The organism is Bradyrhizobium sp. USDA 4354 (assembly GCF_054060315.1).
Genome location: NZ_JBSSDC010000001.1, coordinates 7,270,776 through 7,295,780, shown reverse-complemented (window position 1 = coordinate 7,295,780; position 25,005 = coordinate 7,270,776). Strand labels below are relative to the sequence as shown.

Here is a 25,005-nt window from a genome sequence, read left to right as displayed (position 1 = left end):
CTGACCGGCTTGTGAGGCGAAGGCTCTGGTGCCTACGGTGTCTCAGCGATAATGCAGCGCGATCAGCTCGGCGACACAGGCCGGCTTCGTACCGCCTTCGATCTCGATCACGAGATGATAATTCACGCGCAGGCCGTCGGGCGGTACATCCTCGGCTTCCGCGACGGTCACGCGTCCTCGTAGTTTGGATCCTGCCGGCACGGGCGCGAGGTAGCGGATCCGGTCCGCGCCATAGTTGAGTGTATTGCGCAAGCCCTTCAGGCCGATCACAGATCGAATGAACAGCGGCGCGAGCGCGAGCGATAACAGCCCGTGGGCGATGGTCTTGCCGCCGGGCATTTCTTTCCTGGCGCGCTCCTGATCGACGTGAATCCATTGCTCGTCGCAGGTCGCTTCTGCAAACTGGTTGATCCGTTCCTGGGTGATCTCGATCCAGTCGCTCATCCCGATTTCGGTGCCGACGGCCGCTTTGATCTCTTTGAAGTCGCTGAATATCCGCATACTGCTTTGCCCGCTCATATCTTCATTTCAGGGACGGTGTCGCCGACGATGAGTTCGGCCTCGGTGACTGCCATGACCTCGCCGACGCTGACGCCGGGAGCGGTCTCGATCAGGGTCGCTTTGCCGTTCGGAAAGCCGATCACCGCGAGGTCAGTGACCACCAGGCTCACCGGCCGGCTGGACGTCAGGGGCAGATTGCACTGCTTGACAATCTTCGACTTGCCCTTGGCCGCATGCTGCATGGCGACGATGACCCGTTTGGCGCCGCTCACCAGATCCATGGCGCCACCCATGCCGGGCACCATCTTGCCGGGGATCATCCAGTTGGCGAGGTGCCCGTCTGCGTCGACCTGCAGACCGCCAAGCACGGTGACGTCGACATGGCCGCCGCGGATCAATGCGAAGGACATCGCGCTGTCAAACGTGCTTGCACCCGGGAGCGCACTGATCGGTCGGCCTCCGGCATCGGTCAGCAGGGGATGCTCCAGTCCCTGTTCGGGAATGGGGCCGGTGCCGATCAGCCCATTCTCGGACTGGAAGAACACCTTCAACTCGGGCGAGACATAGTTGGCGACGAGCGTCGGAATGCCGATGCCGAGATTGACGAGGTTGCCGGACTTGAGCTCCCGTGCAACCCGCCGGGCGATGATCTCCTGTGCATCCATGATGTCACCCGTTAGGGTTCGTAATGAGATAGTCGACCAGCGGTGCCGGTGTCACGACATGGTCGGGTGCGATGACACCCACGGGTACGATGTGCTCCGCGGTCACGATCACGGTATCGGCCGCCATGGCCATCACCGGATTGAAATTTCGGGAGGTCAGGGCGTAGGCGAGATTGCCGAGGTAGTCGGCGAGGAAGGCATGCACCAGCGCGAATTGCGCGCGCAGCGCGGTTTCGAGCAGATACGGCTTGCCGTCGACCTCGATCTGGCGCTTGCCTTCAGCAACCAGCGTGCCGACTCCGGTCGGCGTGAGCACACCGCCCAAGCCGCTGCCGCCGGCGCGGATGCGCTCCGCAAAAGTGCCCTGCGGAATGAGATCAACCGCGACCTGGTTCGACAGCATTTGCTGCTGCGCCTTCGGATTGAGGCCGATGTGGGTGGCGGTCAGCCGCGCCACCAGCGTCGCGTCAAATAGCTTGCCGACCCCCTTACCTGGCGTGGCCGCGTCGTTGCTGATGATCGTGAGATTGCTCTTCTTCTGTCGAACCAGCTCGTCGAGCAATCGCTCCGGCGTCCCGACGCCCATGAAGCCGCCGATCATGACGCTCGCGCCAGTCGGGATCATCGCGACGGCTTCTTCGACGGATACGGCCCTCATGGTGGAACTCCGATCGGTTCGTCCGCGGAATGTTGGCGGGCGGTGGGCGCAATCCTTTGATTTGGGTCAAGGCTTCGCGTCATTCTCGTTGCGCGAAACAATGCCGATGCTCCCCAGCATCTCGCGCCATAGCTTGCGCATCTCGGCGTGGCGCCGTTCGAGCGCGGCGCTCACGGCATCGCGAAACGGCACGAGGCTTTCGCCCTTCAGGAACATGATTTGCGCCTGCAGCAGCCGGCCGCTCTCGAACTCGACGCGCCGGAGCGCCATTGCGAAAGGATCGTTCGGATTCGCCTCCACCGGGAGCAGCGCCGCCGGCCTGATGCCGGCGTGAACGGCGTGAGCGAGCGTGGCAAGATCCACGGCGAGCGCGAGGGTCCGATCTGGAATGTCATCCGCCGGTGCGGGAAACCAAGCGGTCTCCCAGGCCGCTGCCAGATAGCCGAGGGCGATGTCCGGTGTCCAACTGGTTGCGCGCAGGAGCAGGGAAACGATCTCGGACTCGTTGTAGAACTGCGCGTTCAATTCGGTCTGCCAGGCCGATTCCAGCCTTAGAGGCAAGGCGAGAGCGAAGCGACGCCCGAGCGCACCATGGGCTGAGATCAGGAAGCTCGCGACGCGGGTCTGCTGCCCGGCAGGCACGCGGCCGCCGGAATCGAGCGGACCGAAGAACGCGTTCATGCGATCGCTCCCTGCACGGGGACCGCACGCAGATGATCGTAACCGGCAGGAAACGGCATGAGATCGCCGCCCGCATCGTCCGGGGCGATCCAGACCGACTTGTTGCCCTGCCAGCGTCCGGCCATCACGTCGCCAGCGAAGCGGACGAGCAAATCGGCGGTCAGTGCCGGCTTCTCCAGCGTGAAGGCATGATAGGCACGGGGGATGATGACGAGGCTGCTGTTGGGAATTTGAACGCGCAATGTCTCGTGCAGCGCACGTGGCGTGAGGAAATCGAACTCGCCGTTCAGGATCATCGTCGGTATGCCGATCGACGGCAGTTGCGGCGTCAGCGGCTGGAAATCGAGGAAAGACTCCATCAGGTTCTGCAGGGCATAGACGTCGTTCACGAGCCAGCCCTGCCGCTTCACGCTGTCGAGTGTGTCCAGCACCGGCGCCAGCCATCGATCGGAGACATTCATCGGCAACAGCAGATCCTGCAGGTAGCTGGTGCCGCCGAGGATCAGGCCGGTGCGCAGCGCGTTGCCGAGCAGGAAGAGTTGCGGTGGCAGCTCCGCAAAGCAGCTCATCGGCACAAGTCCGGTCAATCGCTCGCCATGTGCAATGGCATAGCGTAGCGCGATCAGACCGCCGAAGCTGATGCCGCTCAGGAACACGGGCCCGCTGCCGAGCTCCTGGATCAGAAGGTGCAGGGCCGCAACCTGATCGTCCTGGCTGATGAAGAGGGCGGGCTTGTCGGACTCGCCTTGACCAAGCAGATCGAACGTTGCGACGCGGAATCGCCGTGCGATGAGCGCATCGCGATAGGCGGTCCACAGCTCGGCATACTGCGTGAGACCGTTGACCAGCACATAGGCCGGCGCGTCGGCAGGACCGTCCAGCTCGTAGCGGATCCGATACGAGCCGTGGCTGAGGAAGGGCATTGCGGCGATCCCGCGGGTAATTTGGTGCCGAAGCATCCTCGGTCAGAACTTCCGCAATCCATTGAGTTAAGTCAAAGGATGCCGCGCAGCCCCTCCTAGCCTCCGATCAGAACAATTGCCGGAGGAATTCGCCATGAAAGGGAGTGAGGCCATGCGTCGTGCTCTCGTGAGTGCAGTGTTGCTGTTGATCGGCACCTCCCTCGCGCTTGCGCAGCCATTCACGCGTCGCTCATCGCAGGTGCAGCACGACGAGTTGAAGAAGACCTACGAAATTGCGAACTTCCGCCTCGGCGGCAAATACGACCTCTCCGATCCCTCGAAATGGGACAACGGCGGCGAGGGCGGCGTCACGCTGGAATCCCTGGGCGGCGGCAAGCTGCGGACCGCCTATATCGCGATCGGCAATGCCCGCCGCAACGCGGCCGGCGAGATCACCAATGCGGTGATCGTCAATTCCTACTACTCCGGCGACTCCACCGACATGTACGAGCAGTGGGTCAAGGGCGCGGCCTTGTCCGGCGGCGTGCCCATCATCGGTCCGGGCAGGCCCATCGACACCGATCGCTATTACGTCGTCATGGTGGACCCGCTCGGCACCTGGGGCGCGAGCAAGCCGTCCGACGGGCTCGGGGCCAAATTTCCCCAATACAGCTACTACGACATGGTGCAGGCCAACTACCGCATGCTGCGCGACGGCCTGAAGATCGCTCGCGCCGCGTTGATCACCGGCGTCTCGATGGGCGGCACCCAGACGTATGTGTGGGGCGTCATGCATCCGGAGTTCATGGGCGGGCTGATGCCGATCGGCGGCACCACGCAGTCGGATGGCGATGATCCCGTCGGCAATTGGACCTTCCAGATGATGACGGCGGCAATCCAGTCGGATCCGGTGTGGCAGCAGACCAAGGGCGATTATTACAAGCTGCCCAAGGAGAAGCATCCCGTTCCGGGCCTGGCGTTCGGCTGGTCGATCCTCGGCATGACGGGCTACGATTTTGCCTTCCGCACGAGCCAGAACTGGAGTGCGGTGCAACCCGAAATCTTCTACTGGGATCCGCCGAACGAGAAGGCAGGGCTGAGCGTTATCAACCGTGCCAAGCTCTACGACGCGGTCGATCTCGTCTGGCGCAATCGGGTCGGAGAGACCCACAACGTGAATCCCTATCTCGGCCGCATTCGCGCGCGCACGTTGGTGATGCACATCACCAACGATCTGTGGCTGAACTTCAAGCTGGCGGAGAAGGCCGTCGACCGCGTTCCCGGCGCAGACCTCATCGCGCAGGAAAGCCCGGTCGCGCATTACGGTGTGTTCCCGATCATCAATCAGCGCAAGAACGATCCGAAGTTCGTCGCCTTCATGGACGACGTCGCAGCGCTGGATCGCGCGCAGACATTCGATGACAAGAACTATCGCGTGCCCGGCGTGGCGGAGAACATCGATCCGAAGAAGTCCTTCTGGAAGGATTTCGTGACCTACCCCTATCCGGTCAAGTACGCCAACGCGAAAGACAAGAGCGGCAACTCCTGGCAGATCGGCTACATGGACGAATATGCCGGCACCGACAAGGATCCGAAGGTGCTGGTCATCATCCATGGCAAGGGCGCGTTCGCGGGGCACTACGGCAACGTCATGCAATATGCCTTGCGCAGCGGCGTGCGTGTGATCGCCCCCGACCTGCCGCACTACGGCATGTCCGGACCAGGCAATCTCGACCAAAGCCCGGCGCGTACCATGCAGGACATGCGAGAGGTCATCTATGACCTCGTGGTCAACCAGCTCGGCGTCAAGAAGGCGTACTATCTCGGCCACTCGCTCGGCGGCCAGTTCGTGATGGGTTACGCCCTGACCTGGCCGGACGCCGTGCAGGGTCTCGCGCTCGAGGCGCCTTCCGGCCTCGAGGAGTATCCACGCGACATCACCATCGCCAAGGACAAGAATGCGAAGCTGTTCGATCAGGCTTTTGACCACGACTTCGACAAGTGGAAGGCAACCTGGGGTCCGACCGGCATCCTCGACGCCGAGATCAAACGTTCGGAGCAGAGTGTCCGCGACTTCTTCTATTTCAAGAAGCGCAATCCCGAGACCAACGTGGTCTCGGCCGCCAAGAGCGGCTACTTCTTCAGCGACAGCGAATATGCCCGCCTCCATACCGAGCAGCGCGTCGGTTTGATCAAGGGCAACCCGAAGGAGCTCGAACAGTGGTGCAATGTCTTCATCTACGACATCTACACCATCGGCGCCGAGCTGCAGCAGGATGATCCGAAGAACCTTTACGAGCGGCTTACCCAGATCAAGGCGCCGATCTTCCTCTCGTTCGGCGACAAGGAGCCGTTCATCCCGACGCCCGCCTTCAACGGATTGACGGATCTCGGCCGTGACGCCATCACACCCTTCATGTCGCGCATGACGAATGCCGGCAATCGGCCGCTTCTGAAGGTCTATCCGGAGACCGGGCACTTCATCCATACCGACAATCCGGTGGAGTTCCCGGCCGACGTCGTGGACTTCGTGACGAGGGGAACGGTCGATACCTCGTCACCGCTCGGCACCGACCGCATGATCAAGGGTGCCGTGATCTCTGCTCTGCCGGTCGCGCCGACGCCTCCGGGCGCGGCGCCCACGGCCGGTCTGAACAAATAGGACCGGACCATGCCAAGGGTGCAGGCGGGCGATATCCAGTTGGGTTGGCGCGAGTGGGGCAGAGGCGACGCCACGGTCGTCTTCGTCCATGGCAATCTCGCCAGCAAGGACTGGATCGAGCTCGCCGCACCCTTGTTTCCCTCGGGGCTGCGCGTGATCGGCATCGACTGGCGCGGCTGCGCCGACAGCGACCGGCCGAAGCCGGCCGCGGACTATTCCAATTACTCCATGCAGCAGCATGCGCAGGACCTGCTGGCCGCGATGGATGCGCTCGACATCCGGTTCTGCCATCTCGCCACCCATTCCACGGGCGGTATTATCGCCGCGCGGATGTTGCTGATGCAGCCCGAGCGGTTCGGGCGGGTGTTCGCGCTCGATCCCATCACCCCACTCGGCATGGCCTTCAACGCCGACCAGATCGGCGTCTTCCGCGCGATGATGGCGAGCAAGGAGGTGACGCGGGCGGTGATGGCGACTGCGGCATCCTCATTGTTCGTTTCTGACAGCCTTGCGCCGAACACTGTACCGCGGTTTCGAGAGGGGCTTGGAGACATCCGGCTTTTGTTCGAGCGCATCCTCGATCAGACCTTCGGCGTCTCGGACGGCATTTGGATCGGGACGCCCGTCAATCTGAACCGCGAGTGGGAGAGCAAGGAGCTGGAGCGTCGGATGGCGGAGATCAGGCATCCGCACCTGGTGCTTTGGGGGGAGCGGGACGGGTGGATTCCGCCTGCAGATCTGCGAGCGATGGCGGCGGCAATGCCGGACTGCCGGCTCGTGATTGTGCCCGGCGTGGGCCATTCGATGAATCTCGAAAATCCGGCGCTCTATGCCGGCTATTTCGGCGCCTGGTTCGGAGGATTGGCGCGCTAGTCGCATCGCTATCGATAGCAACTGTATGAGGACGATATCATGGCCGGCACGACCAAGCTCTCGGTTGAGAAGGCGCTCGAAAAACTGCGCGGCGACGAGCCACTGAAGACCGGAGCGGAGCAGCGAGACGAGAAGGCCGAAGCGCTCAAAGAGGAGCTGAAGCGGATGAGAGCGCAAAGGCTGCGTCTCGACCCGACCCCACGCAAGCGCAGTTGAACCCCGTTCGGTTCGGATGGCACTTCAATTTCTGGCTGGCGCTCTCGTCAGCGCGATCAATATCATGATCCACGCGATCGTGACGGTGGGCGCCATCAGCATTGCGCGAGCGGCGGGCCTGAAGCACACCGCACGACCGAGACTGCACTTGATGGCCGTCATGGTCGCGACGGCAGCGGTGCTCATGCTCGCACACACGCTGGAGGTCCTGGTCTGGTCGCTTGCCTACCTGATCCTCGGTGCTGCGCCCGCCGGATCCGATCTGCTCTATTTTGCCTTTGTCAATTACACCACGCTGGGTTACGGCGACATCACGCCGCATCAAGCGTGGCGGTTGACCGGGCCGATGACCGCCATGAACGGTATCCTTCTGTTCGGCTGGTCGACCGCGGTGCTGTTTGAGGTCTTGCGCAAGACGCTTGAGCACCTTGCCGCTATCGGCGCTTCCGGGTTCAGCCCTGCAGATCGATAGTGGCGAGCTTCTTGCGATCCGACAATACGATCTGACGCTGCGTATTGCCGAGAAAATCGATGATGCCGAGCTCATGCAGCCGCGACAATGCGCGCGAAACAGTTTCGAGCGTCAGACCGAGATAGTCGGCGATATCGCGTCGCGACATCGGCAGCGCTATGACGTCAGCCCCGGTCAGGCGCTGGTCCATCTCGAGCACGAAGGCGGCAACACGCTCCAGCGAGGTCTTACGGCCCAGCAGCAGCATGTGATCTTCGGCGTGCTGAAGGTTATTCGTCGTCATGTTGAGCAGGTTGTTGGCGACGACCGGATCGCTGTCGGCCACGAGCTCCAGTGTTTGCCTGCGGATCAGCCGGACGGTGGTGTCAACAATCGCCTCCGCCGTGAAGCGGTGCGAAGTCCCGTTCTCCAGTCCGAAGATGTCGCCGACAAGATGAAATGCGCCGATTTGACGCCGTCCGTCCGACAGGAGCTTGTAGCTTCGCACCGCTCCCGTCTTGACCTGATACACGTAATTGGCGGGCTCTTTCTCGCCGTAAATCTCAATCCCTTTCTTGTAGGAAAATTCGCTTAGGCTGACCGTCGGATTCGAGCCGCTGGTCATTCCGAGATCACGAAGTGAGTTTGGACGCTGCGTGGGATCAGTTGTGATGCGCAAAAACATGGGCCAACTCCTGGACGAATCGCTGAATTGGTCTCAGACCAGAATTTCATTCCGGGAATGCGCCGCGCTATCCCACTCCCGCCGGGGTTGATTTACGACTATAGAGGATATTCTCGTCCATTGTCTCTGGGGACATTGTACCTTGAGACAGGTCGAAAAGTTCGTGCACGGGATGAGAAGGCCGACGAGCAATATGCATGACTTGAAGCGAGGTCTCGATTTGAACCGGTTTGCTAAGCACAATGTCGTTCATATGGACGGAATTACTTCCTGATTTGAATCAATTGCGCTTGCATGCAGCGCAAGAGACGCGCGGCAGGTATTTCGTGGCTAAGAGGTAGAATTGCCTGGCCTGGTTCATGTGGTAGACGACGATCCATCGTTCCGGACGGCGATAGCGCGCCGGCTGAGACTGGCGGGTTATGACGTCGCAACATATTCATCGGCTGAGGAATTGCTCGGGCATCTGCCGAGCGGCGAGCAGCCCGCTTGCGTGGTGCTCGATGTGAAGATACCGGGCCTGAGCGGTCCCGATCTGCAAAGCCGGTTGATCGACATCGGTTCGACATTGCCGATCATCTTCGTTACCGGATACGCGGATACGGCGACGACCGTGCGCACGATCAAGGCGGGAGCCGAGGATTTCCTGACGAAGCCGGTCGCATCAGAGCAATTGATCGACGCGATAGAGCGGGCCATGTCGCGTCAGAATGCCGCACAAAGCCAGCGCGGCAAGCTCAACGCATTTCGGGCGCTCGTCTCGTCCCTGACGCCACGCGAACGGCAAGTTTTCGATCTTATCGTGCGTGGCAAGATCAACAAGCAAATTGCTCACGAGCTCGGAACGACGGAGCGGACGATCAAGGCGCATCGCCACCAAGTGATGGAGAAAATGCGAGTCCATTCGTTCGCAGAACTCGTGTCGATCGCGGAGCGACTTGGGTTGCTCGATCAGAACGTCTCTAAAGACTAGGCATGCCCCTGGAAGAAGGGACAATATCACAGGTTATTGACGGGCGCGGTTTTCGAGGCGCGCAATGCGCCGAGACTGGGCTGTAGGGCGTGACGCTCTCGCCGGTCTCGAGGAAGGCCGAGCACCTTGCCCGAAGACAAATCAGTTTACGTTGTCGACGATGATCCGTCCTTCCGGAGGAGCATGAATCGGCTTCTCCGCGAGTATGGCTACGACGCGACGCTGTTCGATTCGGCGGGGGCGCTACTTCAGCATCGAAATTTCGATCAGGCTCTCTGCATCGTTCTGGACATCGATCTGGCTGGCCACTCCGGAATCGATCTGCGTCGTCAGCTTGCGGATAGGGGTATCGCGGTGCCCATCATCTTCGTCACCGGCAATGACAGCGAAGTCTGGCGGTCGGCGGCAGTGATGTCCGGATGCGCAGCTTATCTGAACAAGCCCTTCAATCCTCGCTTGTTCATCGCCTCGGTCCAGGCGGTGTGCGGGCGAGCGGACTAGCGGCGCGTGCTGCTTCCCTGGGCGTGCCCGACTTCGGCTGCCGTTCCCGCTGCTCAAATTGAGGTTCTGTTGATCTTTATCAACGGTGCGGCGACGGATGAACTCACGTTAATCCTCTTCATCGCCAAGGAGAGACGAGCATGAAGTCGTCGTTCAGATTATTCACATCGGCCACCCTCGGTGCGCTGGCTTCGAGTGCGCCATTGGCCGTTCTGGGTCTCTCGGTCACAAGTGGCCCGGCAGCCGCAGTGGTGTACTGCCAGTACATCGACTATCCGCCGAGCTGCATCGCCAGACCTGGCGTCGTGCTCAGGCCGCGCCCGGTCGCCCGTGCAGCCGCTCGCGAAGCGGTGCGGCCCGGAACACCGATGAATCGCGGTGGCCCGGTCAACCGGGTCGGACGCCGCTGAGCTCGGTGCTCGAGCCGCGCGCGATGGGCCAATTCGCAAAGCTGGCCCCGGCGACACAGCGGCAGATCGTGCTGCTCGACCGCAAGGGGCTTGCCGAGTACGACGCCTGAGAGGGGCGGGGGCTTGCTCACTCCTCGATGTCTTGCTCGAGCGTCTGCGCCGGCGGTCCCTTGCGGGTTGCGCCGAACCCGGCGAGCGGCAGGGACGTCGTCAGCGACAGCAAATTGGAATCCACGACTTCGAGCGTCAGCGTCGTTCCCGCTTCCATCTCTTTGACCAATTTGGAGCTGGCCACGTCACCTGCAATGCAGCCATTGCTGAGGCACCAACTATAGGGAATGGGGTGATAGGCGCTGGTGTCGACCCTCAGCTTGGTGGGTATTCGCAGGTACATACCGACCGGGACAAAGATCTGCACGCGCGCATTGCCGCCTTTCTCTCGCTCGATCAGATCGATCCGAACCGCCATCTGTCCGGTTTCATGAGTCCCCGAGATCGAGGTCCTGCAGAGAAGCGGGGCTCCGGCGGCCTTGAAGCAGAGCTTCTTCCATTCGCCGTACTTGATATCATTCGCGGATCGCTGCCCACGCGGCGCGATCTCCGCAAGGACGGGCGCCATCATGGCGTCGACCGACAGCAGGGCCGCAAGCCAAGCCCTGGCAATCCAGCTGCGAGCGGTCTTCGAATCGCAAAGATGCATATCCAGGTCCTCCTGACGCCAGCACGGCCATCACTTCAGCGCATCGAGGAATTTGGTGACAAGCGGCGACCAGATTGGGATCGCATCGGGCGAACCGACGAAATAGTGTCCTTCGTTGCCGAAGGGCGGCACCAGGTGATATTCGGCCTTGCCGCCGGCAGCCGTGAAGGCTTGATGCATCCGCTTCGACAATGCCGGGCCGAAGAACGTGTCGTTCTCGATGTAGATCCACAACATCGGCAGCCGCGAGGTGCGGCCGAATTCGCCTGTCGTCTCGACCAGCTTGTCGGGCGCACAATTATTGTTCGGCTTGCCGTCGACCCGGCCACCGCGGCCTGCAGCGAAGGTGATGATCGCCTTGACCTGCGGCGGGTTCAGGCTCGACAGGGCGATCGAGGCCCAGCCTCCTGCGGATTGTCCGACCACGATCGCGCCGTCGGGCAGGACGCGCTTCTCGGCAACCATGTACTCCATGATCCAGAGGTCAACCTGGGCGACGGCAAGACCCGCATCGCGGAAATTCGGATTGCTGCACTTGCCCACTTTCGAGAAAAACGGGCCGTAGATTCCGCGCTCGGGGATGTCGATCGCGGAAGCGCCATATCCGGTGCCGACCGGCGCCACCACGAGATAGCCTTGCCTGGCGAACCATTTGGCGGCGTCGCGAAACTCGACCAGGGGAAAGAAGCTGCGCTCGGTCGGGTTGAGCGACACACCGTGGTTCATGATCACCAGTGGGAAGGGGCCGTCGCCCACGGGGCGCACCAGATAAGCGAACATCGGGAGCGGCAGTGGCAGAGCCCAGATCTCTTCCTGAATGCGTCGGGGGGCGGCTCGATCGTCGGCATGCGCCATCCCGATCCACAAGGCCGGGAACAGCAGCACCGTCCGCAACAGGCGCTGGATCGAGGAATACCGCCGCATCCCGTCCTCCGGTATCCATGGCGCTATTCCCCAGCGCAAGCTCCAATGGATTTGAATCCTCGAAGCCACTTGGAGGCTTGATTCAAGTCAAGCCTTCCCTCCGCTCGTGCGGCGTCAATAGGCGACTGCCGCATCGGCGACACACGACGTATTGGTTATGAGCTCATTAGGTATTGCCGCCGCGCCATTACTGCGCCGCGACGAGACGATCACCGTCGCACTGCTGCTGGCCTTCGCGGGCGGCTGTCTCGATGCCTATACCTGGATCATCCACGGCACTGGTAACATGCGCCAGGCGATCGAGGGCATCTTCGCGGTGGCTTCCGGCGGCGCTGCGGCTGGGACGTTGCGGCGCTCCGGCATCTTTACGGCCGTGTGCTGCGCCTTCGGCCTTGGCGCGGCCCTCGGTGCTCTGGCGACCAAGGCCGTCCCGGACCTCGCATTGGGGCTTCCTGTGGTCGGGTTGCTGATCGTGCTGCTGCGGTGCGAAGTCGTGCGCTCCGAGGTGCGGTCATGAGGCCATCCTCCGAACAGCGGGTCGGCTGGACGCGGTTCTTTCCGCCTTTCGGCTGGCTGTCGGGATATCGGATGGCATGGCTGCCCTCTGACGCCGTGGCAGGCGTGACACTGGCTGCGTACGCAATTCCAGTGTCGCTCGCCTATGCCGCCCTTGCGGGCCTGCCGCCGCAGATCGGCGTTTATGGCTATATTCTCGGCGGGATCGGTTACGCGCTGCTCGGATCCTCGCGCCAGCTCGCCATCGGACCAACCTCGGCCATCTCGCTGATGATTGCAGGCACGGTCGGCTCGCTCGCAGCGGGTGATCCGGTTCGCTATGCGCAGATTGCAAGTCTCGTCGCCTGTGCAGTGGCGCTGCTTTGTCTCATCGCCTGGCTGTTCAAGCTCTCCACTCTCGTTCGCCTGGTTAGCGACAGCATCCTGGTCGGCTTCAAGGCGGGCGCCGGGCTCACCATCATCGTGAGCCAGTTGCCGAGCCTGCTCGGCATTCCCGGCGGCGGCCGCAATTTCTTCGATCGGGCCATCCACATCGCTGGCCAGCTTGGCGATACAAATCTGCTGGTGTTGACGGTCGGTGCCGTTGCGCTGCTGCTTTTGCTGCTCGGCGAGCGGCAGTTGCCGGGCCGGCCGGTCGGCATCACCATCGTGGGGCTCTCGATCCTGGCCGCCACATTGATTGGGCTGCCGGCCATGGGGGTGCCCGTCACCGGCAAGATCCCCGAGGGCTTGCCGACCCTTGCCGTTCCGACCTTCGGGCTGGTTGAGCCCGAAGAGCTGTTTCCCATTGCTGCCGGCTGTCTTCTGTTGGCCTACATCGAAGGCGTGTCCGCAGCGCGCAGCTTCGCCGCAAAGCACGGATATGCACTGGACGTTCGACAGGAGTTCCTCGGCCTGGGCGCCGCCAACCTCGCGGCGGCCTTCGGCCATGGCTATCCCGTCGCCGGCGGGCTGTCCCAATCGGCCGTGAACGACAATGCCGGGGCACGGACACCCCTGGCACTGGTGATCTGCTCCGTCACCTTGGCGATATGCCTGTTGTTCTTCACTGGCCTGCTGACCAACCTACCAAAGGCGGTGCTGGCCGCTATCGTCTTTGCCGCGGTGTACAGGCTGGTGGACATTCCTGCGCTGGTGCGCATGTGGAAGGTCAGCCGGATCGACTTCTACGCGGCGGCCATCGCCCTCGTTTCGGTGCTGCTCCTGGGAATCCTTCAAGGTGTGCTGCTCGCTGCGATCGCGTCGATCTTCCTGCTGCTGGTGCGGGCGTCGCAGCCGAACATCGCTTTTCTCGGGCGGCTACCCGGAACCGGCCGCTATTCCGACAGCGCCAGACATGAAGGCGTGGAGCCCCTGGTCGGCGTGGTCGCCTTCCGCCCCGAGGCTTCGCTGCTCTACATCAATGCCGAGACGATCCTGACGGCCGTGCTGAGCGCGCTGCGAAAGTCAGCCGATATCAGGCTGGTCGTCTGCGATCTATCGGCATCGCCCTATATCGATCTCGCCGGCGCGCGGATGCTCCACGATCTCTGTGACGAGCTGACCTCTCGTCACATCGCACTCTGCATCGTCGGTGCGCACGCGCAGCTCCGCGATCTCCTGCGGGCGGAAGGGTTGGCCGAAAGGACCGACAGCGCACAGTGGCTGCGGACGCTCGACAGCGTTCTCGGCGGCAGCGACGCGAAGGCCTAACGGCTGTTGCGTTGCGAAACGAGCGCTCCCTGTAAAGCCGTTCGAGATCATTCAGTCCGTTGACTTGGATCAATGGAGCGCAGGGCCGTGCGGCCACGATCCCGCATCACAATTGCCCTGGGATCGGCAGACAGACATGTCCAAGGATGGCAGCTCCGCAGAGATGCGTATCGATCGATTCTTTTCCGGGCCCGGAGCGCGGGTAGATGACTGGCGCGATCTCGATAGGTGAGCCAAACTCAGAGGAAAGTCATGAAGAAACTAGTTGCTGTTGCTGCTCTTGTTCTCGGTGTCGCCGGTTTCAGCGCGCCGTTGCGAGCCGAAACCGGCACTGTCGCCGTGGTCTTCACCAAGGGCGGCTTCATCGTTGGTGTGGGAGGCGGCGAGGGCTTGCTGCACCTGCGCGGCAAGAATTATCCGTTCACCGTATCCGGCATGAGCGTCGGTTTGACCGTGGGGGCCTCGACCACCAAGTTCGTGGGGCGTGCCTTGAACTTGCGGGGGCCTGCGTCAATCGAAGGCTCCTACGCGGTAGGCGGGGCCGGCGGCGCCGTTGCGGCCGGGGCTGGAGCGGTTCAACTGCAAAACGCGAATGGAGTGATCCTCCAGCTCAGCGGGCCGAGGGTGGGTGCCGAAGTGTCGGCGGCCGTCGGCGGAGTCACGATCCGGCTGAAATAGGTCATAAGCGAAGATGAAACAGGCCGCGCACCGCGCGGCCTGTTCTCTGTTCCATCGGGATTCTTTCAGTAGCGCTCCTCCACGACCCTCATTCCACGCAGGCTCGCTTGATCGTTGTAACGCCCCTTGTCGGACCGAGGTGGCAGCTTGACCTTGTCCTTCTTGATCCGCTTGTACGGGATCGAATCCAGCAGATGCGCGATGCAGTTGAGCCGCGCCCGCCGCTTGTCGTCGGACCGGACGACGGTCCAGGGCGCATGCTTGGAGCTCGTTGCCTCGAACATCAGGTCCCGGGCCTTGGAATAATCGTACCAGCGCCGGTAGGACTCGGTGTCCATCGGGCTCAGTTTCCACTGCCGCAAGGGATCGTCGATCCTGGCCCGAAACCGCCGCTCCTGCTCCTCCATCCCGACCTCGAGCCAGATCTTGATCAGGATGATCCCGCTCTCGACGAGATGCTTCTCCATCTGCGGGCACAGCGTGAGGAACCGCTTGTGGTCCTCGGATGAGCAGAAGCCCATGACATATTCCACCCCGGCCCGATTGTACCAGCTCCGGTCGAAGATCACGACCTCGCCGCCCGCGGGGAAGTGCTGCATGTAACGCTGGATGAAGAGCTGCGATTTCTCTCGGTCGGACGGAGCGGGAAGGGCGACCACCCGGAACACGCGCGGGCTGACCTTCTCGGTGATCGCCTTGATCGTGCCACCCTTGCCCGCGGCGTCGCGGCCCTCGAAGAACACCACGACGCGCAGCTTCTTTTCTTTCACCCAATCCTGGAGATGGCAGAGCTGGACCTGGAGCTTTTCCAGCTCCTTTTCATAGGTCTTGCGCTTCATCCGTGCCCCGACCTCGCCCTTTGCCATGCTCTGCCTTTCGCATTGTCCGATCGGATCCAGGAGGGCGAGAATCAGTCGCCCCAGGAAATCATGACGCCGATGTCGCCGGGCATGCCACCCGGGAAATCAATGATCTGGTAGCTGATGCGATAGCCACGCGGCTTCAGATAATCGGTCCAGAGCTGGAAGATCTCCTTCGGGATGCCGGTCAGCGTCTTCTCCCAGCCCGCTTCCTGCTGGTTGATGGCGCGCCCCTTGTCGGTGCACAGCGTGTTGGGAAAGCGATAGACCTGCACCTCGGTCAGCCCGTTGCGCACCGCACGCTGGATGATGGTTGCGGCAAGCTGGATCTTCTCTTCCTCGGTCTTGCCCGACGGTTTGCTCAGCCGCTCGATCAAGGCGTGCTTTTCGGCCTCTGCCGCGGCAGCCAGGCGGGCGTATTCCTCCGCCTTTTCGGCCTCCTTCAGGGCCGCTTCCTTGCGGATTTGCGTGGCATTGGGGATAAGGGTGTCGAGATTGGCGGACATTGCCGATGTCTCCTGCTGCTCTGTTTCAGTGCTCGAGCAAGGCTAGGTCGGACGGGCGCCATTCCGTTGATTCAAATCAAGCAACGCAGACCCTGCCGTCGCCAAACTGCGGTTAGGGCCGCGGCAGCCGGGTCCCGACCAGGAGAGCACGTTGAGCGAGCAGCTTCACCCGAAAGCACCACACCATCTGCCATTCTACATCACCTCGCCTAGTGAAACAGACGGGCTGATGATCGTGACGGGCATCATCCTGATCGCGGCCGTTTTCGCGGTGGGGCTTTTGTACTGGCATTTGCACAGCTTGCCCGAGCGCATGGCGCACAAGACCCAGAAACTGCAGTTCGAGATCGTGGCCGTGCTGGGACTTCTCGCCCTGTTCACACACGAGCATCTGTACTGGATCGCGGCCTTGATTCTTGCGCTGATCGAGCTGCCGGATTTCGGAACGCCGCTACGCAGCATCGCCGGCTCGGTGGAGAGGATCGCAGACGGCGCATCGCCGGACAGTGCGGACGAGATATCACAACCCAAGGTGGCGGCCACGGCAGCGATCAGTCGGAGCGATCAGGATGTGGACACCGACCAAAAGGTGCGCAGCCATGCTTGAGCTCATCATCTGCTCGCTCCTGACCATTCTTCCGGACTACCTCTATCGGCGCTTCGTCCAGGGCAAGCGGTTCGGCAAGGAGATCACGCTTTTCTCCGTCTGGTACGAGCTTCGCTGGGGCATCACCGGCTGCCTGATGCTGACCGTGGCGCTGATCACCAGCGTCTTCTTCTTTCATCCGGCGACCTCAAACGCGGCATTGCTGTTCCGCACCGTCCCGATCCTGCCCGAGGGATCGGGCCGCGTCGCCGAGGTCAATGTCGGCTACAGCCAGGCCGTGAAGAAGGGCGACGTCCTCTTCAGGCTGGACAATTCGAAGCAGACGGCCGCGCTCGAAACGGCAAGGCGCAAGGTTGCCGAGGTCGACGCTTCCATGGCCTCGGCAAGGGCCGACGTCGTCAAGGCGGAGGCGCAGATCCAGGAGGCCAGGGCCAGCTATCAGCAGGCCAAGGACGAGCTCGAGGTCAAGACCGAACTGCAACGTCGCAATCCCGGCATCGTGCCGCAGCGTGATATCGAGAAGCTTCAGGTCGTCGTCGACCAGCGTCAGGCCGGCATTGACGCCGCGACCGCGGCGAAGGAATCTGCGACCCTGCAGGTGTCGACACTGCTGCCGGCGCAAAAAGCGAGCGCGGAGGCCTCGTTGGCCGAGGCGCAGGTCGATCTCGACAAGACCTTCGTCCGTGCGGGGGTCGATGGACGCGTCGAGCAATTTCTCGTTCGTGTCGGCGATGTCGTCAACCAGCTGATGCGACCGGCCGGAATTTTGATTCCGGAAGGCGCGGGTCGGTCGCGGCTGCAGGCTGGCTTCGGCCAGATCGAGGCAGGCGTGATGAAGGAAGGCATGGTGGCCGAGGCGACCTGCGTGTCAAGGCCGTGGGTTGTCGTTCCCCTGGTCGTGACCGCCGTGCAGGATTACATCGCGGCCGGCCAGTTTCGCACCGGCGAACAGCTCATCGAGGTGCAAAACCTCGCCAAGCCCGGAACGATCCTGGTGTTTCTCGAGCCGCTCTACAAAGGCGGCCTCGATGGCGTGACGGCCGGCAGCACCTGCATCGTGAACGCCTACACCAGCAACCACGAGCAGATCGTCGATCCCAAGACGTCGACCGGCCGGCGCATCGTCCTCCATGCCATCGACGCGATCGGATTCGTGCATGCGCTCTTGCTCCGCATCCAGGCGCTGCTGCTGCCGTTCAAGACGCTGATCTTCAGCGGCGGTCACTGATGCGGAATGAAAGGAGGGAGGCGGACAGTCGGCTGTCGCGCGCGGAATGCCGCTGGAGGACAGCGAGACAGGTAGCACCGCTGCCGTCCGCAATAGGCCGCTTAACCGGAGCTTGGTGCTATTGGGGGCTGGTGCAGGCGCGCTCAAATGTGCTGTGATGGCACCGTCCTGACGAGGCGGCCGGAGAAGAACATGAGCGGGCGCAATTCCATTGCGTCGGTCAAACCGCGGATTGTCGCCCTTGCGCTGTTGTGTCTCGGATGGGCCTTTTGCCTGAACGTCTGCATCGAGTCGGCTGCCGCCGCCGAGCAGCGCAACGTCAATCGCCCCGAACCCAGGCGCGTGCTGTTGCTGCACTCCTTCGGGCGGGACTTCCTGCCCTGGAGCGAGTATGCCCGGAGCATCAAGGCCCATCTTGAGCAACGCTCTCCCTGGCCGCTCGAGATTCAGGAGCATACGCTCTTCTCCGCGCGATTCACATCCCCAAGCCCCGAGCGCCCGTTCGTCGAATATCTTCGGTCGCTCTACCAGAGCAGCCCGCCCGACGTCGTGATGAGCATCGGAGGTCCAGCAGCCAGCTTCGTGCAGGGCCATCGCGAAGAGCTCTTCCCAAATGCACCGATGGTCCTCACAACCGTCGAAGAGCGGCTGATCGACCGAGCGAGCCTGACCGAGAAGGACACCGTTGTTTCAACACGCCACGACTTTGTCATGGCATTCCGCAACGTTCTTCAGGTGCTGCCGGACACACGGACGATCGCCCTCGTTATCGGTGCGTCCAGGTTGGAGAAGTTTTGGCTTGAGGAAGTGAAGAAGGATGTCAAACCGCTCCAGGATCGTGTTTCCTTCGTCTGGTACGGTGATCTGCCATTCGACGAGATCCTGAAGAGGGCCTCTGCACTTCCGCCCGACACAGCATTGTTTTGGGGATTGATGTCCGTCGACGCGGCCGGCGTCGTTCATGACGGGGAGAGCGCGCTGCACCGCCTTCGTGCCGTCGCGAACGCCCCCATCTTCTGCTTTGAGGAGTCCTTCTTCGGGCGCGATATCGTCGGCGGCCCCATGCATTCCATTCCCGAACTCGGCCGTAAGACCGCCGATGCGGCGCTACGAATCCTTGGCGGCGAAAAGCCGGCAAATGTCAATATCGAACCGATCGCATACGCGGCGCCCAAATACGACTGGCGCGAATTGGAGCGGTGGGGAATCAGCGAGAGCAACCTGCCGCAGGGCAGCGAGGTGCTGTTTCGTGATCCGAGCATCTGGGAAAAGTACCGCTGGCAGCTGGCGCTTATCGCGGCGGTGATCCTCATCCAGGCGGGGCTCATCAGCGGTTTGCTTCATGAGCGCCGGGGCCGACGCCTTGCCGAGGTCGAGTCCCGACAGCGCTTGGCTGAGCTCGCTCACGTCAACCGCTATTCGGCGGTCGGCGAGCTGACGGCCTCGATCGCTCATGAGCTGAACCAGCCCCTCGGTTCGATTCTGACAAATACGGAGACCGCGGAACTGATGCTGAAAGGTACATCGCCCGATCTCCAGGAAATCCGCGAGATTCTCGCCGATATCAGGCGTGACGATCAGCGTGCCAGTGAGGTGATCCGCCGGTTGCGCAGCGTCCTCAAGAAGGCGCCTTTCGAGATCAGGGATATCGAGCTGAAAGAAACGGTGCGAGAGGTGACGGGTTTCGTCGGCGATGTGGCCGCGGGACGCGATATCGATCTGAGCTTTTATCGGCCGGCCGATCCTAACCTGCACGTCAAGGGCGATCCCATCCAACTGCAGCAGGTCGTGCTCAATCTCATCCTCAATGCATTGGATGCCATTTCGGAGGTTCAGACAGGCAAGCGCGAGGTCAGCGTGATCATGGCCCGCGCCGGGAATTTTGCCGAAATTCGCGTTGGAGACACGGGACCCGGTATCGCGGTTGCCGATCTCAAGACCATCTTCGATCCGTTCTTCACCACCAAGCCGGAAGGCATGGGGATGGGGCTGGCGATCGCTCGGACGATCGTCGAGGCGCACCACGGTACGATTACCGCGGAGAACCAGCCGTTCGGCGGTGCGCTGTTCATCGTTCGGCTCCCGCTCGCGAGCTAGTATCCCGCGTTGCAGCAGGCGACACTCTCGTTTCGTTGATTTTTGTCAATGAACCTCCCTCGCTCCGTCTCATGGTCTCGGCAGAACCGAGATGGAGGATGCGATGATCCGCTGCGGCAAGACGTTGATCGCGCTTGCGCTGTTGCTGGCCACGCCGGTTTGCGTGTCGGCCCAGACGACCGACAAATCCGCCGGTCCCGCCCCGCAGGCGCAACCGGCGAATTCGGCTGTCCCGACGGCTGAGCTTCTGAAGCCCGAACAGCTGGAGGCTTTGGTCGCGCCGATCGCGCTCTATCCGGACGAGCTGCTTGCCAACGTGCTGGCCGCCTCGACCTATCCGCTGGAGATCGTGCAGGCTGACCGCTGGCTGAAGGAGCGCAAGAGCCTCAAGGGCGATGCGCTGAAGACGGAGGTGGACAAGCAGGGGTGGGACGACAGCGTCAAGGCACTGGCCAGCACCGCCGACGTCCTGACCATGATGAGCGACCAGCTCGACTGGACTAAAAAGCTCGGCGATGCGTTTCTGGCGCAGCAGCCCGACGTGATGGATGCGATCCAGCGCCTGCGCACCAAGGCCTATGACAACAAGAAGCTGGTCACCACCAAGCAGCAGAAGGTCAGTGTCCAGTCTCAAGAAGGCAAGCAGGTGGTTGTGATACAGCAAGCCGATCCATCGGCAATGTATGTGCCGTATTACGATCCGGCCGCCGTCTACGGCAGCTGGCCCTATGCGGAGTATCCGCCATACTACTGGGGCTATCCGTCCTACATCGGTGCGGGAGTGGTTGCCGCCGGCATCGCGTTCGGCACGGCCTGGGCGATCGGACGCTGGGGCAATTACTGGGGCGGCGGCTGCAACTGGGGCAACCGCAACGTCTACGTCAATCACCGCACCACGAATATCGGCAATGGCTGGCAGCACAATCCCGCGCATCGGCAAGGGGTGCGCTACAGCAACACCAACGTTCAGCAGCGCTTCGGCAACAACAACCTGAAGGCGGGCGCATCGGACCGGATGGACTTCCGCGGCCGTGACGGCAATCAGGTGCTGCGTCCCAATCAGGGTGCGGGAGACCGGGCGGGAGATCGCGCAGGTGACCGTGCTGGTGATCGTGGCGGACCGGGTGACCGCGCTGGCGACCGGGCCGGAGATCGCGCAGGCGATCGTGGTGATCGGCCCGGCGGCGGCGACCGTGCTGGTGCCGGGGATCGCGCCAAGGGTGGCGGTGACCGGTCCAAGGCTGCTGCCAAAGGCGGCGGCGACCGCGCCAAGGCCGCGGCGCGCGGCGGCGGTGCAGCCAACCGCGGCGGTGGCGGCAATCGCGGTGGCGCGATGAACGTCTCATCCGGCCGATCGGCGGCCGCGGCATCGGCGCGCGGGCGGTCCAGCATGGCGAGCATGCCGCGTGGCGGTGGCGGCGGTCCGAGCATGGCCGGCCGAGGTGGCGGAGGCGGAATGGCGATGCGTGGCGGTGGTGGAGGCGGCTTCCGTGGAGGCGGCGGCGGCCGGCGCTCCGACATCGCGCTGAAGCGCGATATCGTCCTGCTCGGGCACCTCGCCAGCGGCCTCGGCTACTATCGCTTCAGCTATATCGGCAGCGACAAGGCCTATGTCGGAGTGATGGCGCAGGAGGTCGCGCAGGTGATGCCTGACGCGGTCACGCGAGGCAGCGACGGTTACCTGCGGGTCGATTACGAAAAGCTTGGGCTGACATTCCGCACCTACCGCGACTGGCTCGCCGGCGGCGCGAAGCTCCCTGCGGAGGTGATGCCATGATCGGTCTGAAGTCGTTTCGCCGCGCGGTGTTGCCGGGCATGATGGTGCTGGCACTGCTTTGCAGTGCGGCCCAGGCACAGCAATCCTACAAGACGCCGGAGGACGCAGCCGCAGCGCTTGCCGCCGCAGTCAAGAGCGGACCTCGCGACATCCTGAGAGTGCTCGGCAGTGCAGCCGAAGACATCGTCTTCTCCGGCGACGAGATCGCCGACAACGATATCCGCCAGCGCTTCACCTCGATGTATGACGCCAAGCACGGCATCAAGGCAGAGGGAAACAAGACCGCGATCCTTATCCTGGGACCCGACGATTTCCCGTTCCCGATTCCGCTGGTGAACACCAAGGCGGGCTGGGAATTCGCCACCGACGAAGGGCGCATCGAAGTCCTGCGCCGGCGCATCGGGCGCAACGAGCTTGATGCGATCCAGACCGCGCTCGCCTTCGTCGACGCGCAGAACGAATATGCCGACAAGGACCGCGGCGAGGGCGTCGGCGCCTACGCACAGCGCATCGTCTCCACGCCCGGCAAGAAGGACGGTCTTTTCTGGCGCGACGACAACGATCCGAGCCCGCTCGGCCCATTGGCGGCGCAAGCGTCGAGCGAGGGCTACAAAGCCGGTGAGGGAATGGCGCCCTATCACGGCTACTACTTCCGCATTCTCAAGGGGCAGGGGCCCGATGCGCCCGGCGGCGCGATGAATTACGTCGTCAAAGGCAAGATGATCGGCGGCTTCGCGCTGATTGCCTGGCCAGCCGAATACGGCAATTCGGGCGTGATGACCTTCCTGGTCAATCATGCCGGCGTCGTCTACCAGAAGGATCTGGGCAAGCGCACCGATTTCGTCGCGAAGCGCCTCACGCTGTTCGATCCGGACCAGACCTGGAAGAAGGTCGATGCTGCGAAACCGTGAGATGACCAGCGCCATACTGCGCTCGATCAGCCGCCTTGCCGCGATCGTACTGTTCGCCGTCACCGTTCCGGCCGCTCCCTCGCTTGCGCAAGCTGCCGGCCATGTCCGGGTCAAGATCGTGAAGGCGGGCCTGCTGCTGGGCGGCGGTGCCGGCACTGGTGTGTTGAGCTATCGCGGCCGCAGCTATCCCTTCCGCGTCACCGGAATAAGCTTCGGCATCACGGCCGGTGCCACAGCCGGCCGCCTGGAAGGCTGGGCCTCCGGCATCAGGGATGTCCGCGACTTCGCTGGCACCTACAGTTCGGTTGGCGGTGGCGGCGCTCTCGTCGGCGGCGTGGGTGGTGTCCACCTACGAAACGACAACGGAGTTGTGATGGTGCTGCAAGGGCCCAAGGCCGGGTTGGAGATGGCTGCCAACCTCAGCGCGATTGTGATTTCGCTGAAGTAGGCTCGATCTGAATGCGCTGCTCGGGAGCGTTCTTGTTCGCGCGAACGAATATTTTGCCTCGATAGCCGAAACGACGAGGTTCCTGGGCGATTGCCTTCGTGCGCTGGCGAGGGCCGGCATCATCCGGCCCAACCAGCGTGCTCGGGACTGGACCCGAAAACCTTCAACATCGCGCTCGAGCTTCGCGACACGCTCTTGCAGCCTGAACACGTACTCGAAATCACGCACGAAGCCGGCCGAAGCTCAACACGCGTTGCCGTCAGGCATTGAGGGCTGCCGCCCGGTCGCGCCAGATTTGCACCAAAGCCAAGGTGACTGCGAGCACCAACGGGCCAAGCACCACGCCAGGCGCACCGAGAAAGATCAGCCCGCCAACGATGGCGATAAAGGACAGAATCGTGTGCATCCGAAGCCTGTTGCCGACCAGGATCGGATAGATCACGTTGTCCACGAGGCCGACGACGAGAGTCCCCCACACCGTCAAGACGGCAGCGGATGTATAGGCGCCGCTCAAGGCGAGAAATACGGCGGCAGGCGCCCAAATCACGAAGGCGCCCAGGAACGGAACGATCGCAAGAAGCGCCATCGCGAGGCCCCAGAACACGGGGGCGGGTAACCCCAACCACCAGAACATCAGGCCGCCGAGCCCGCCCTGCAGCGCCGCAACCGCGACGGTCCCGAAGACCGTGGCGAAGATGGTATCGCTCGCCACGCGCGTGATCCGTGCCAATTCAGGGGGCGACAATGGCAGATAGAGCCGCGCGACCTCGGCTATCCTTTCCCGGTCGCGCAGCAGATAGAACAGGAAATAGAAGGTCAGCAGCAGGTTGGCGACACCGGAAAAGGAGGCGCGCAGGACGGAGCCGCTCCACGTCGCAAAAGCCGAACTGGCGGTTCGGATCAGATCCGGAAGATCGATCTTGTCGTGGATCCATTGTAGCGCCGGCGCAAGCGAGCGCTGCTCGCCTAGCACGCGCGCCCAGCCTTCCGCGTCGAACATGGGCGCGACCAGCGCCGCGCTCCGCACCGCTTCGTTAAGCAGAGTTCCGGCCATCAGGATGGCGGGGACGACCACGATGCAGGCGACGACGACAACAGTGATCAGCGCGGAGAGACCACGAGAGTTGAGACGCTGGCCGACGACCGTATTGAATGGCGCGCACAAGACTCCAAGTGTGGTTGACCAAACCAGAGCGCCCAGAAACGGGCCGGCCATGAACGCGCAGAGGATCGCACCCAAAGCGATGGCCATGGCGAGAGCCGTCGGGGCTAGCCTTCGCTCGAAGAATGGTTGGGCTTGGTGCGCCGGTCCTTGACTGTTCTCTTCCATCGGTTCCGCTATGGCGTGAAAGTGCGCTTCGCATCATCAGCATGCGCGTGGCGAGGCCAAATGACAGACCGACAGCGGCACGCGCACGGGTGCAACGTCGGATTGGGCCTATCCCGACCACGGAGCAGGGGCAGATCGACAACAATAAAGATCATTTGTGTCACAAGAGACCTGATCTCGGTCAAAGGTTCCAGTGGAATTGGTGGTGCGAGCCCCGTCCACCCAATATTCTGCAGGTCCCGCGGCGTCGTCCGCAAGCTCGTCGATTGACGCAAATCAAGATGACGATGTGCAAGCCGTCAAGTTCGCTCGAGGATTTGCTTGCGAGGACGAGGTGCAGGGAGTGATCCCCGGACCCCGTTGGCGTTACTGAGATTATGTAGATTGCAGATCAGGGAGGCCAGCCGAAGCTGGCGATCTCCCCGGCAGCCATCCATGGCGACTTCAGGAATTGCTGAATCAACCAGCTTGTGGAAACGCGAGCGATCCTATAATCGGTTTGGGAGCGACCTTGAACATATTCAATTGCATGATCCTCCTGTTTTTCATGCAG

General features: G+C 62.5%; 27 protein-coding genes. 16 read left to right on the top strand and 11 right to left on the bottom strand.

All coding sequences use genetic code 11. The features are described from left to right. Window positions 1-42: 42 nt before the first annotated feature. From ACVIIV_RS33890 to ACVIIV_RS33870, 5 genes are all read right to left on the bottom strand, one after another. Window positions 43-501, bottom strand: coding sequence for a MaoC family dehydratase (locus ACVIIV_RS33890; RefSeq protein WP_456748895.1), 459 nt, complete (start codon window positions 499-501; stop codon window positions 43-45). A 14-nt stretch (window positions 502-515) separates the two neighbouring features. Beyond that, window positions 516-1,166: a 3-oxoacid CoA-transferase subunit B gene (locus ACVIIV_RS33885; protein ID WP_456748066.1), complete on the bottom strand. Its 651-nt coding sequence runs from the start codon at window positions 1,164-1,166 to the stop codon at window positions 516-518. Window positions 1,167-1,170: 4 nt separating this feature from the next. Beyond that, entirely contained in the window at window positions 1,171-1,824 is a 654-nt protein-coding gene (locus ACVIIV_RS33880; protein WP_456748065.1) for a CoA transferase subunit A, read from the bottom strand. Window positions 1,825-1,890: 66 nt separating this feature from the next. Next, window positions 1,891-2,505, bottom strand: coding sequence for a hypothetical protein (locus ACVIIV_RS33875; protein ID WP_456748064.1), 615 nt, complete (start codon window positions 2,503-2,505; stop codon window positions 1,891-1,893). Next, complete coding sequence (locus ACVIIV_RS33870; protein WP_456748063.1) at window positions 2,502-3,428, bottom strand: alpha/beta fold hydrolase; 927 nt, start codon at window positions 3,426-3,428, stop codon at window positions 2,502-2,504. The genes ACVIIV_RS33875 and ACVIIV_RS33870 overlap by 4 nt, the downstream gene beginning before the upstream one ends. Window positions 3,429-3,561: 133 nt before the next feature. On the opposite strand from ACVIIV_RS33870, the gene ACVIIV_RS33865 reads away from it, so the two are divergent. From ACVIIV_RS33865 to ACVIIV_RS33850, 4 genes are read left to right on the top strand one after another with little or no spacing between them, the layout of a single operon-like run. Next, complete coding sequence (locus tag ACVIIV_RS33865; RefSeq protein ID WP_456748062.1) at window positions 3,562-6,069, top strand: alpha/beta hydrolase; 2,508 nt, start codon at window positions 3,562-3,564, stop codon at window positions 6,067-6,069. 9 nt (window positions 6,070-6,078) lie between these two features. Then, window positions 6,079-6,942, top strand: a complete 864-nt coding sequence (locus ACVIIV_RS33860; protein ID WP_456748061.1) for an alpha/beta fold hydrolase — start codon at window positions 6,079-6,081, stop codon at window positions 6,940-6,942. Between the two features lie 39 nt (window positions 6,943-6,981). Next, entirely contained in the window at window positions 6,982-7,158 is a 177-nt protein-coding gene (locus tag ACVIIV_RS33855; RefSeq protein ID WP_456748060.1) for a hypothetical protein, read from the top strand. A 16-nt stretch (window positions 7,159-7,174) separates the two neighbouring features. Next, window positions 7,175-7,630 (top strand): potassium channel family protein, encoded by a 456-nt coding sequence (locus ACVIIV_RS33850; protein ID WP_456748059.1) that lies wholly within the window; start codon window positions 7,175-7,177, stop codon window positions 7,628-7,630. On the opposite strand, the gene ACVIIV_RS33845 is transcribed toward ACVIIV_RS33850, so the two are convergent. Further along, the gene (locus tag ACVIIV_RS33845) at window positions 7,611-8,294 is read right to left on the bottom strand and encodes a helix-turn-helix domain-containing protein (protein WP_456748058.1); all 684 of its coding nucleotides are present in this window, start codon (window positions 8,292-8,294) and stop codon (window positions 7,611-7,613) included. The two genes, ACVIIV_RS33850 and ACVIIV_RS33845, sit on opposite strands and share 20 nt — an antisense overlap. A 343-nt stretch (window positions 8,295-8,637) precedes the next feature. Here ACVIIV_RS33845 and ACVIIV_RS33840 point away from each other — a divergent pair, with 343 nt between their 5' ends. The 3 genes from ACVIIV_RS33840 to ACVIIV_RS33830 all read left to right on the top strand — a co-directional run bounded on the left by ACVIIV_RS33840 (window position 8,638) and on the right by ACVIIV_RS33830 (window position 10,178). Beyond that, a complete protein-coding gene (locus ACVIIV_RS33840) occupies window positions 8,638-9,267 on the top strand; it encodes a response regulator transcription factor (RefSeq protein WP_456748057.1) in 630 nt (209 codons plus the stop codon). Between the two features lie 126 nt (window positions 9,268-9,393). Then, the gene (locus ACVIIV_RS33835; protein ID WP_456748056.1) at window positions 9,394-9,768 is read left to right on the top strand and encodes a response regulator transcription factor; all 375 of its coding nucleotides are present in this window, start codon (window positions 9,394-9,396) and stop codon (window positions 9,766-9,768) included. Between the two features lie 140 nt (window positions 9,769-9,908). Continuing rightward, complete coding sequence (locus ACVIIV_RS33830; protein WP_456748055.1) at window positions 9,909-10,178, top strand: hypothetical protein; 270 nt, start codon at window positions 9,909-9,911, stop codon at window positions 10,176-10,178. A 127-nt stretch (window positions 10,179-10,305) separates the two neighbouring features. Here the strand turns inward: ACVIIV_RS33830 and ACVIIV_RS33825 are convergent, their stop codons facing one another. Together ACVIIV_RS33825 and ACVIIV_RS33820 are read right to left on the bottom strand one after the other, a co-directional pair. Beyond that, window positions 10,306-10,878: an invasion associated locus B family protein gene (locus ACVIIV_RS33825; RefSeq protein ID WP_456748054.1), complete on the bottom strand. Its 573-nt coding sequence runs from the start codon at window positions 10,876-10,878 to the stop codon at window positions 10,306-10,308. Between the two features lie 30 nt (window positions 10,879-10,908). Continuing rightward, the gene (locus ACVIIV_RS33820) at window positions 10,909-11,802 is read right to left on the bottom strand and encodes an alpha/beta hydrolase family protein (RefSeq protein WP_456748053.1); all 894 of its coding nucleotides are present in this window, start codon (window positions 11,800-11,802) and stop codon (window positions 10,909-10,911) included. Between the two features lie 157 nt (window positions 11,803-11,959). Here ACVIIV_RS33820 and ACVIIV_RS33815 point away from each other — a divergent pair, with 157 nt between their 5' ends. From ACVIIV_RS33815 to ACVIIV_RS33805, 3 genes are all read left to right on the top strand, one after another. Beyond that, window positions 11,960-12,319 (top strand): hypothetical protein, encoded by a 360-nt coding sequence (locus tag ACVIIV_RS33815; protein WP_456748052.1) that lies wholly within the window; start codon window positions 11,960-11,962, stop codon window positions 12,317-12,319. After that, window positions 12,316-14,010, top strand: a complete 1,695-nt coding sequence (locus tag ACVIIV_RS33810; RefSeq protein ID WP_456748051.1) for a SulP family inorganic anion transporter — start codon at window positions 12,316-12,318, stop codon at window positions 14,008-14,010. Before ACVIIV_RS33815 ends, ACVIIV_RS33810 begins: the two co-directional genes overlap by 4 nt. A gap of 252 nt (window positions 14,011-14,262) precedes the next feature. Next, window positions 14,263-14,688, top strand: a complete 426-nt coding sequence (locus ACVIIV_RS33805) for a hypothetical protein (protein WP_456748050.1) — start codon at window positions 14,263-14,265, stop codon at window positions 14,686-14,688. A gap of 65 nt (window positions 14,689-14,753) precedes the next feature. Here the strand turns inward: ACVIIV_RS33805 and ppk2 are convergent, their stop codons facing one another. Together ppk2 and ACVIIV_RS33795 are read right to left on the bottom strand one after the other, a co-directional pair. Next, a complete protein-coding gene (gene ppk2, locus ACVIIV_RS33800; protein ID WP_456748049.1) occupies window positions 14,754-15,554 on the bottom strand; it encodes a polyphosphate kinase 2 in 801 nt (266 codons plus the stop codon). A gap of 44 nt (window positions 15,555-15,598) precedes the next feature. Beyond that, entirely contained in the window at window positions 15,599-16,054 is a 456-nt protein-coding gene (locus ACVIIV_RS33795) for a hypothetical protein (RefSeq protein WP_456748048.1), read from the bottom strand. A 151-nt stretch (window positions 16,055-16,205) separates the two neighbouring features. On the opposite strand from ACVIIV_RS33795, the gene ACVIIV_RS33790 reads away from it, so the two are divergent. The 6 genes from ACVIIV_RS33790 (at window position 16,206) to ACVIIV_RS33765 (ending at window position 23,122) form a co-directional block, all read left to right on the top strand. Continuing rightward, window positions 16,206-16,661 carry a hypothetical protein gene (locus tag ACVIIV_RS33790; RefSeq protein ID WP_456748047.1) on the top strand — a complete coding sequence of 152 codons (456 nt, stop codon included), beginning with the start codon at window positions 16,206-16,208 and terminating at the stop codon, window positions 16,659-16,661. Then, window positions 16,654-17,889, top strand: a complete 1,236-nt coding sequence (locus tag ACVIIV_RS33785) for an HlyD family secretion protein (protein WP_456748046.1) — start codon at window positions 16,654-16,656, stop codon at window positions 17,887-17,889. Before ACVIIV_RS33790 ends, ACVIIV_RS33785 begins: the two co-directional genes overlap by 8 nt. Window positions 17,890-18,081: 192 nt before the next feature. After that, window positions 18,082-19,986, top strand: coding sequence for a sensor histidine kinase (locus tag ACVIIV_RS33780; RefSeq protein ID WP_456748045.1), 1,905 nt, complete (start codon window positions 18,082-18,084; stop codon window positions 19,984-19,986). 103 nt (window positions 19,987-20,089) lie between these two features. After that, window positions 20,090-21,763 carry a DUF3300 domain-containing protein gene (locus ACVIIV_RS33775; protein ID WP_456748044.1) on the top strand — a complete coding sequence of 558 codons (1,674 nt, stop codon included), beginning with the start codon at window positions 20,090-20,092 and terminating at the stop codon, window positions 21,761-21,763. Next, complete coding sequence (locus ACVIIV_RS33770) at window positions 21,760-22,674, top strand: DUF2950 domain-containing protein (RefSeq protein ID WP_456748043.1); 915 nt, start codon at window positions 21,760-21,762, stop codon at window positions 22,672-22,674. Before ACVIIV_RS33775 ends, ACVIIV_RS33770 begins: the two co-directional genes overlap by 4 nt. 1 nt (window position 22,675) lies before the next feature. Beyond that, on the top strand, window positions 22,676-23,122 hold the full coding sequence (locus ACVIIV_RS33765; protein WP_456748042.1) for a hypothetical protein: 447 nt from the start codon (window positions 22,676-22,678) through the stop codon (window positions 23,120-23,122). Between the two features lie 259 nt (window positions 23,123-23,381). On the opposite strand, the gene ACVIIV_RS33760 is transcribed toward ACVIIV_RS33765, so the two are convergent. Continuing rightward, window positions 23,382-24,374, bottom strand: a complete 993-nt coding sequence (locus ACVIIV_RS33760) for an AI-2E family transporter (RefSeq protein WP_456748041.1) — start codon at window positions 24,372-24,374, stop codon at window positions 23,382-23,384. Between the last annotated feature and the right edge of the window lie 631 nt (window positions 24,375-25,005).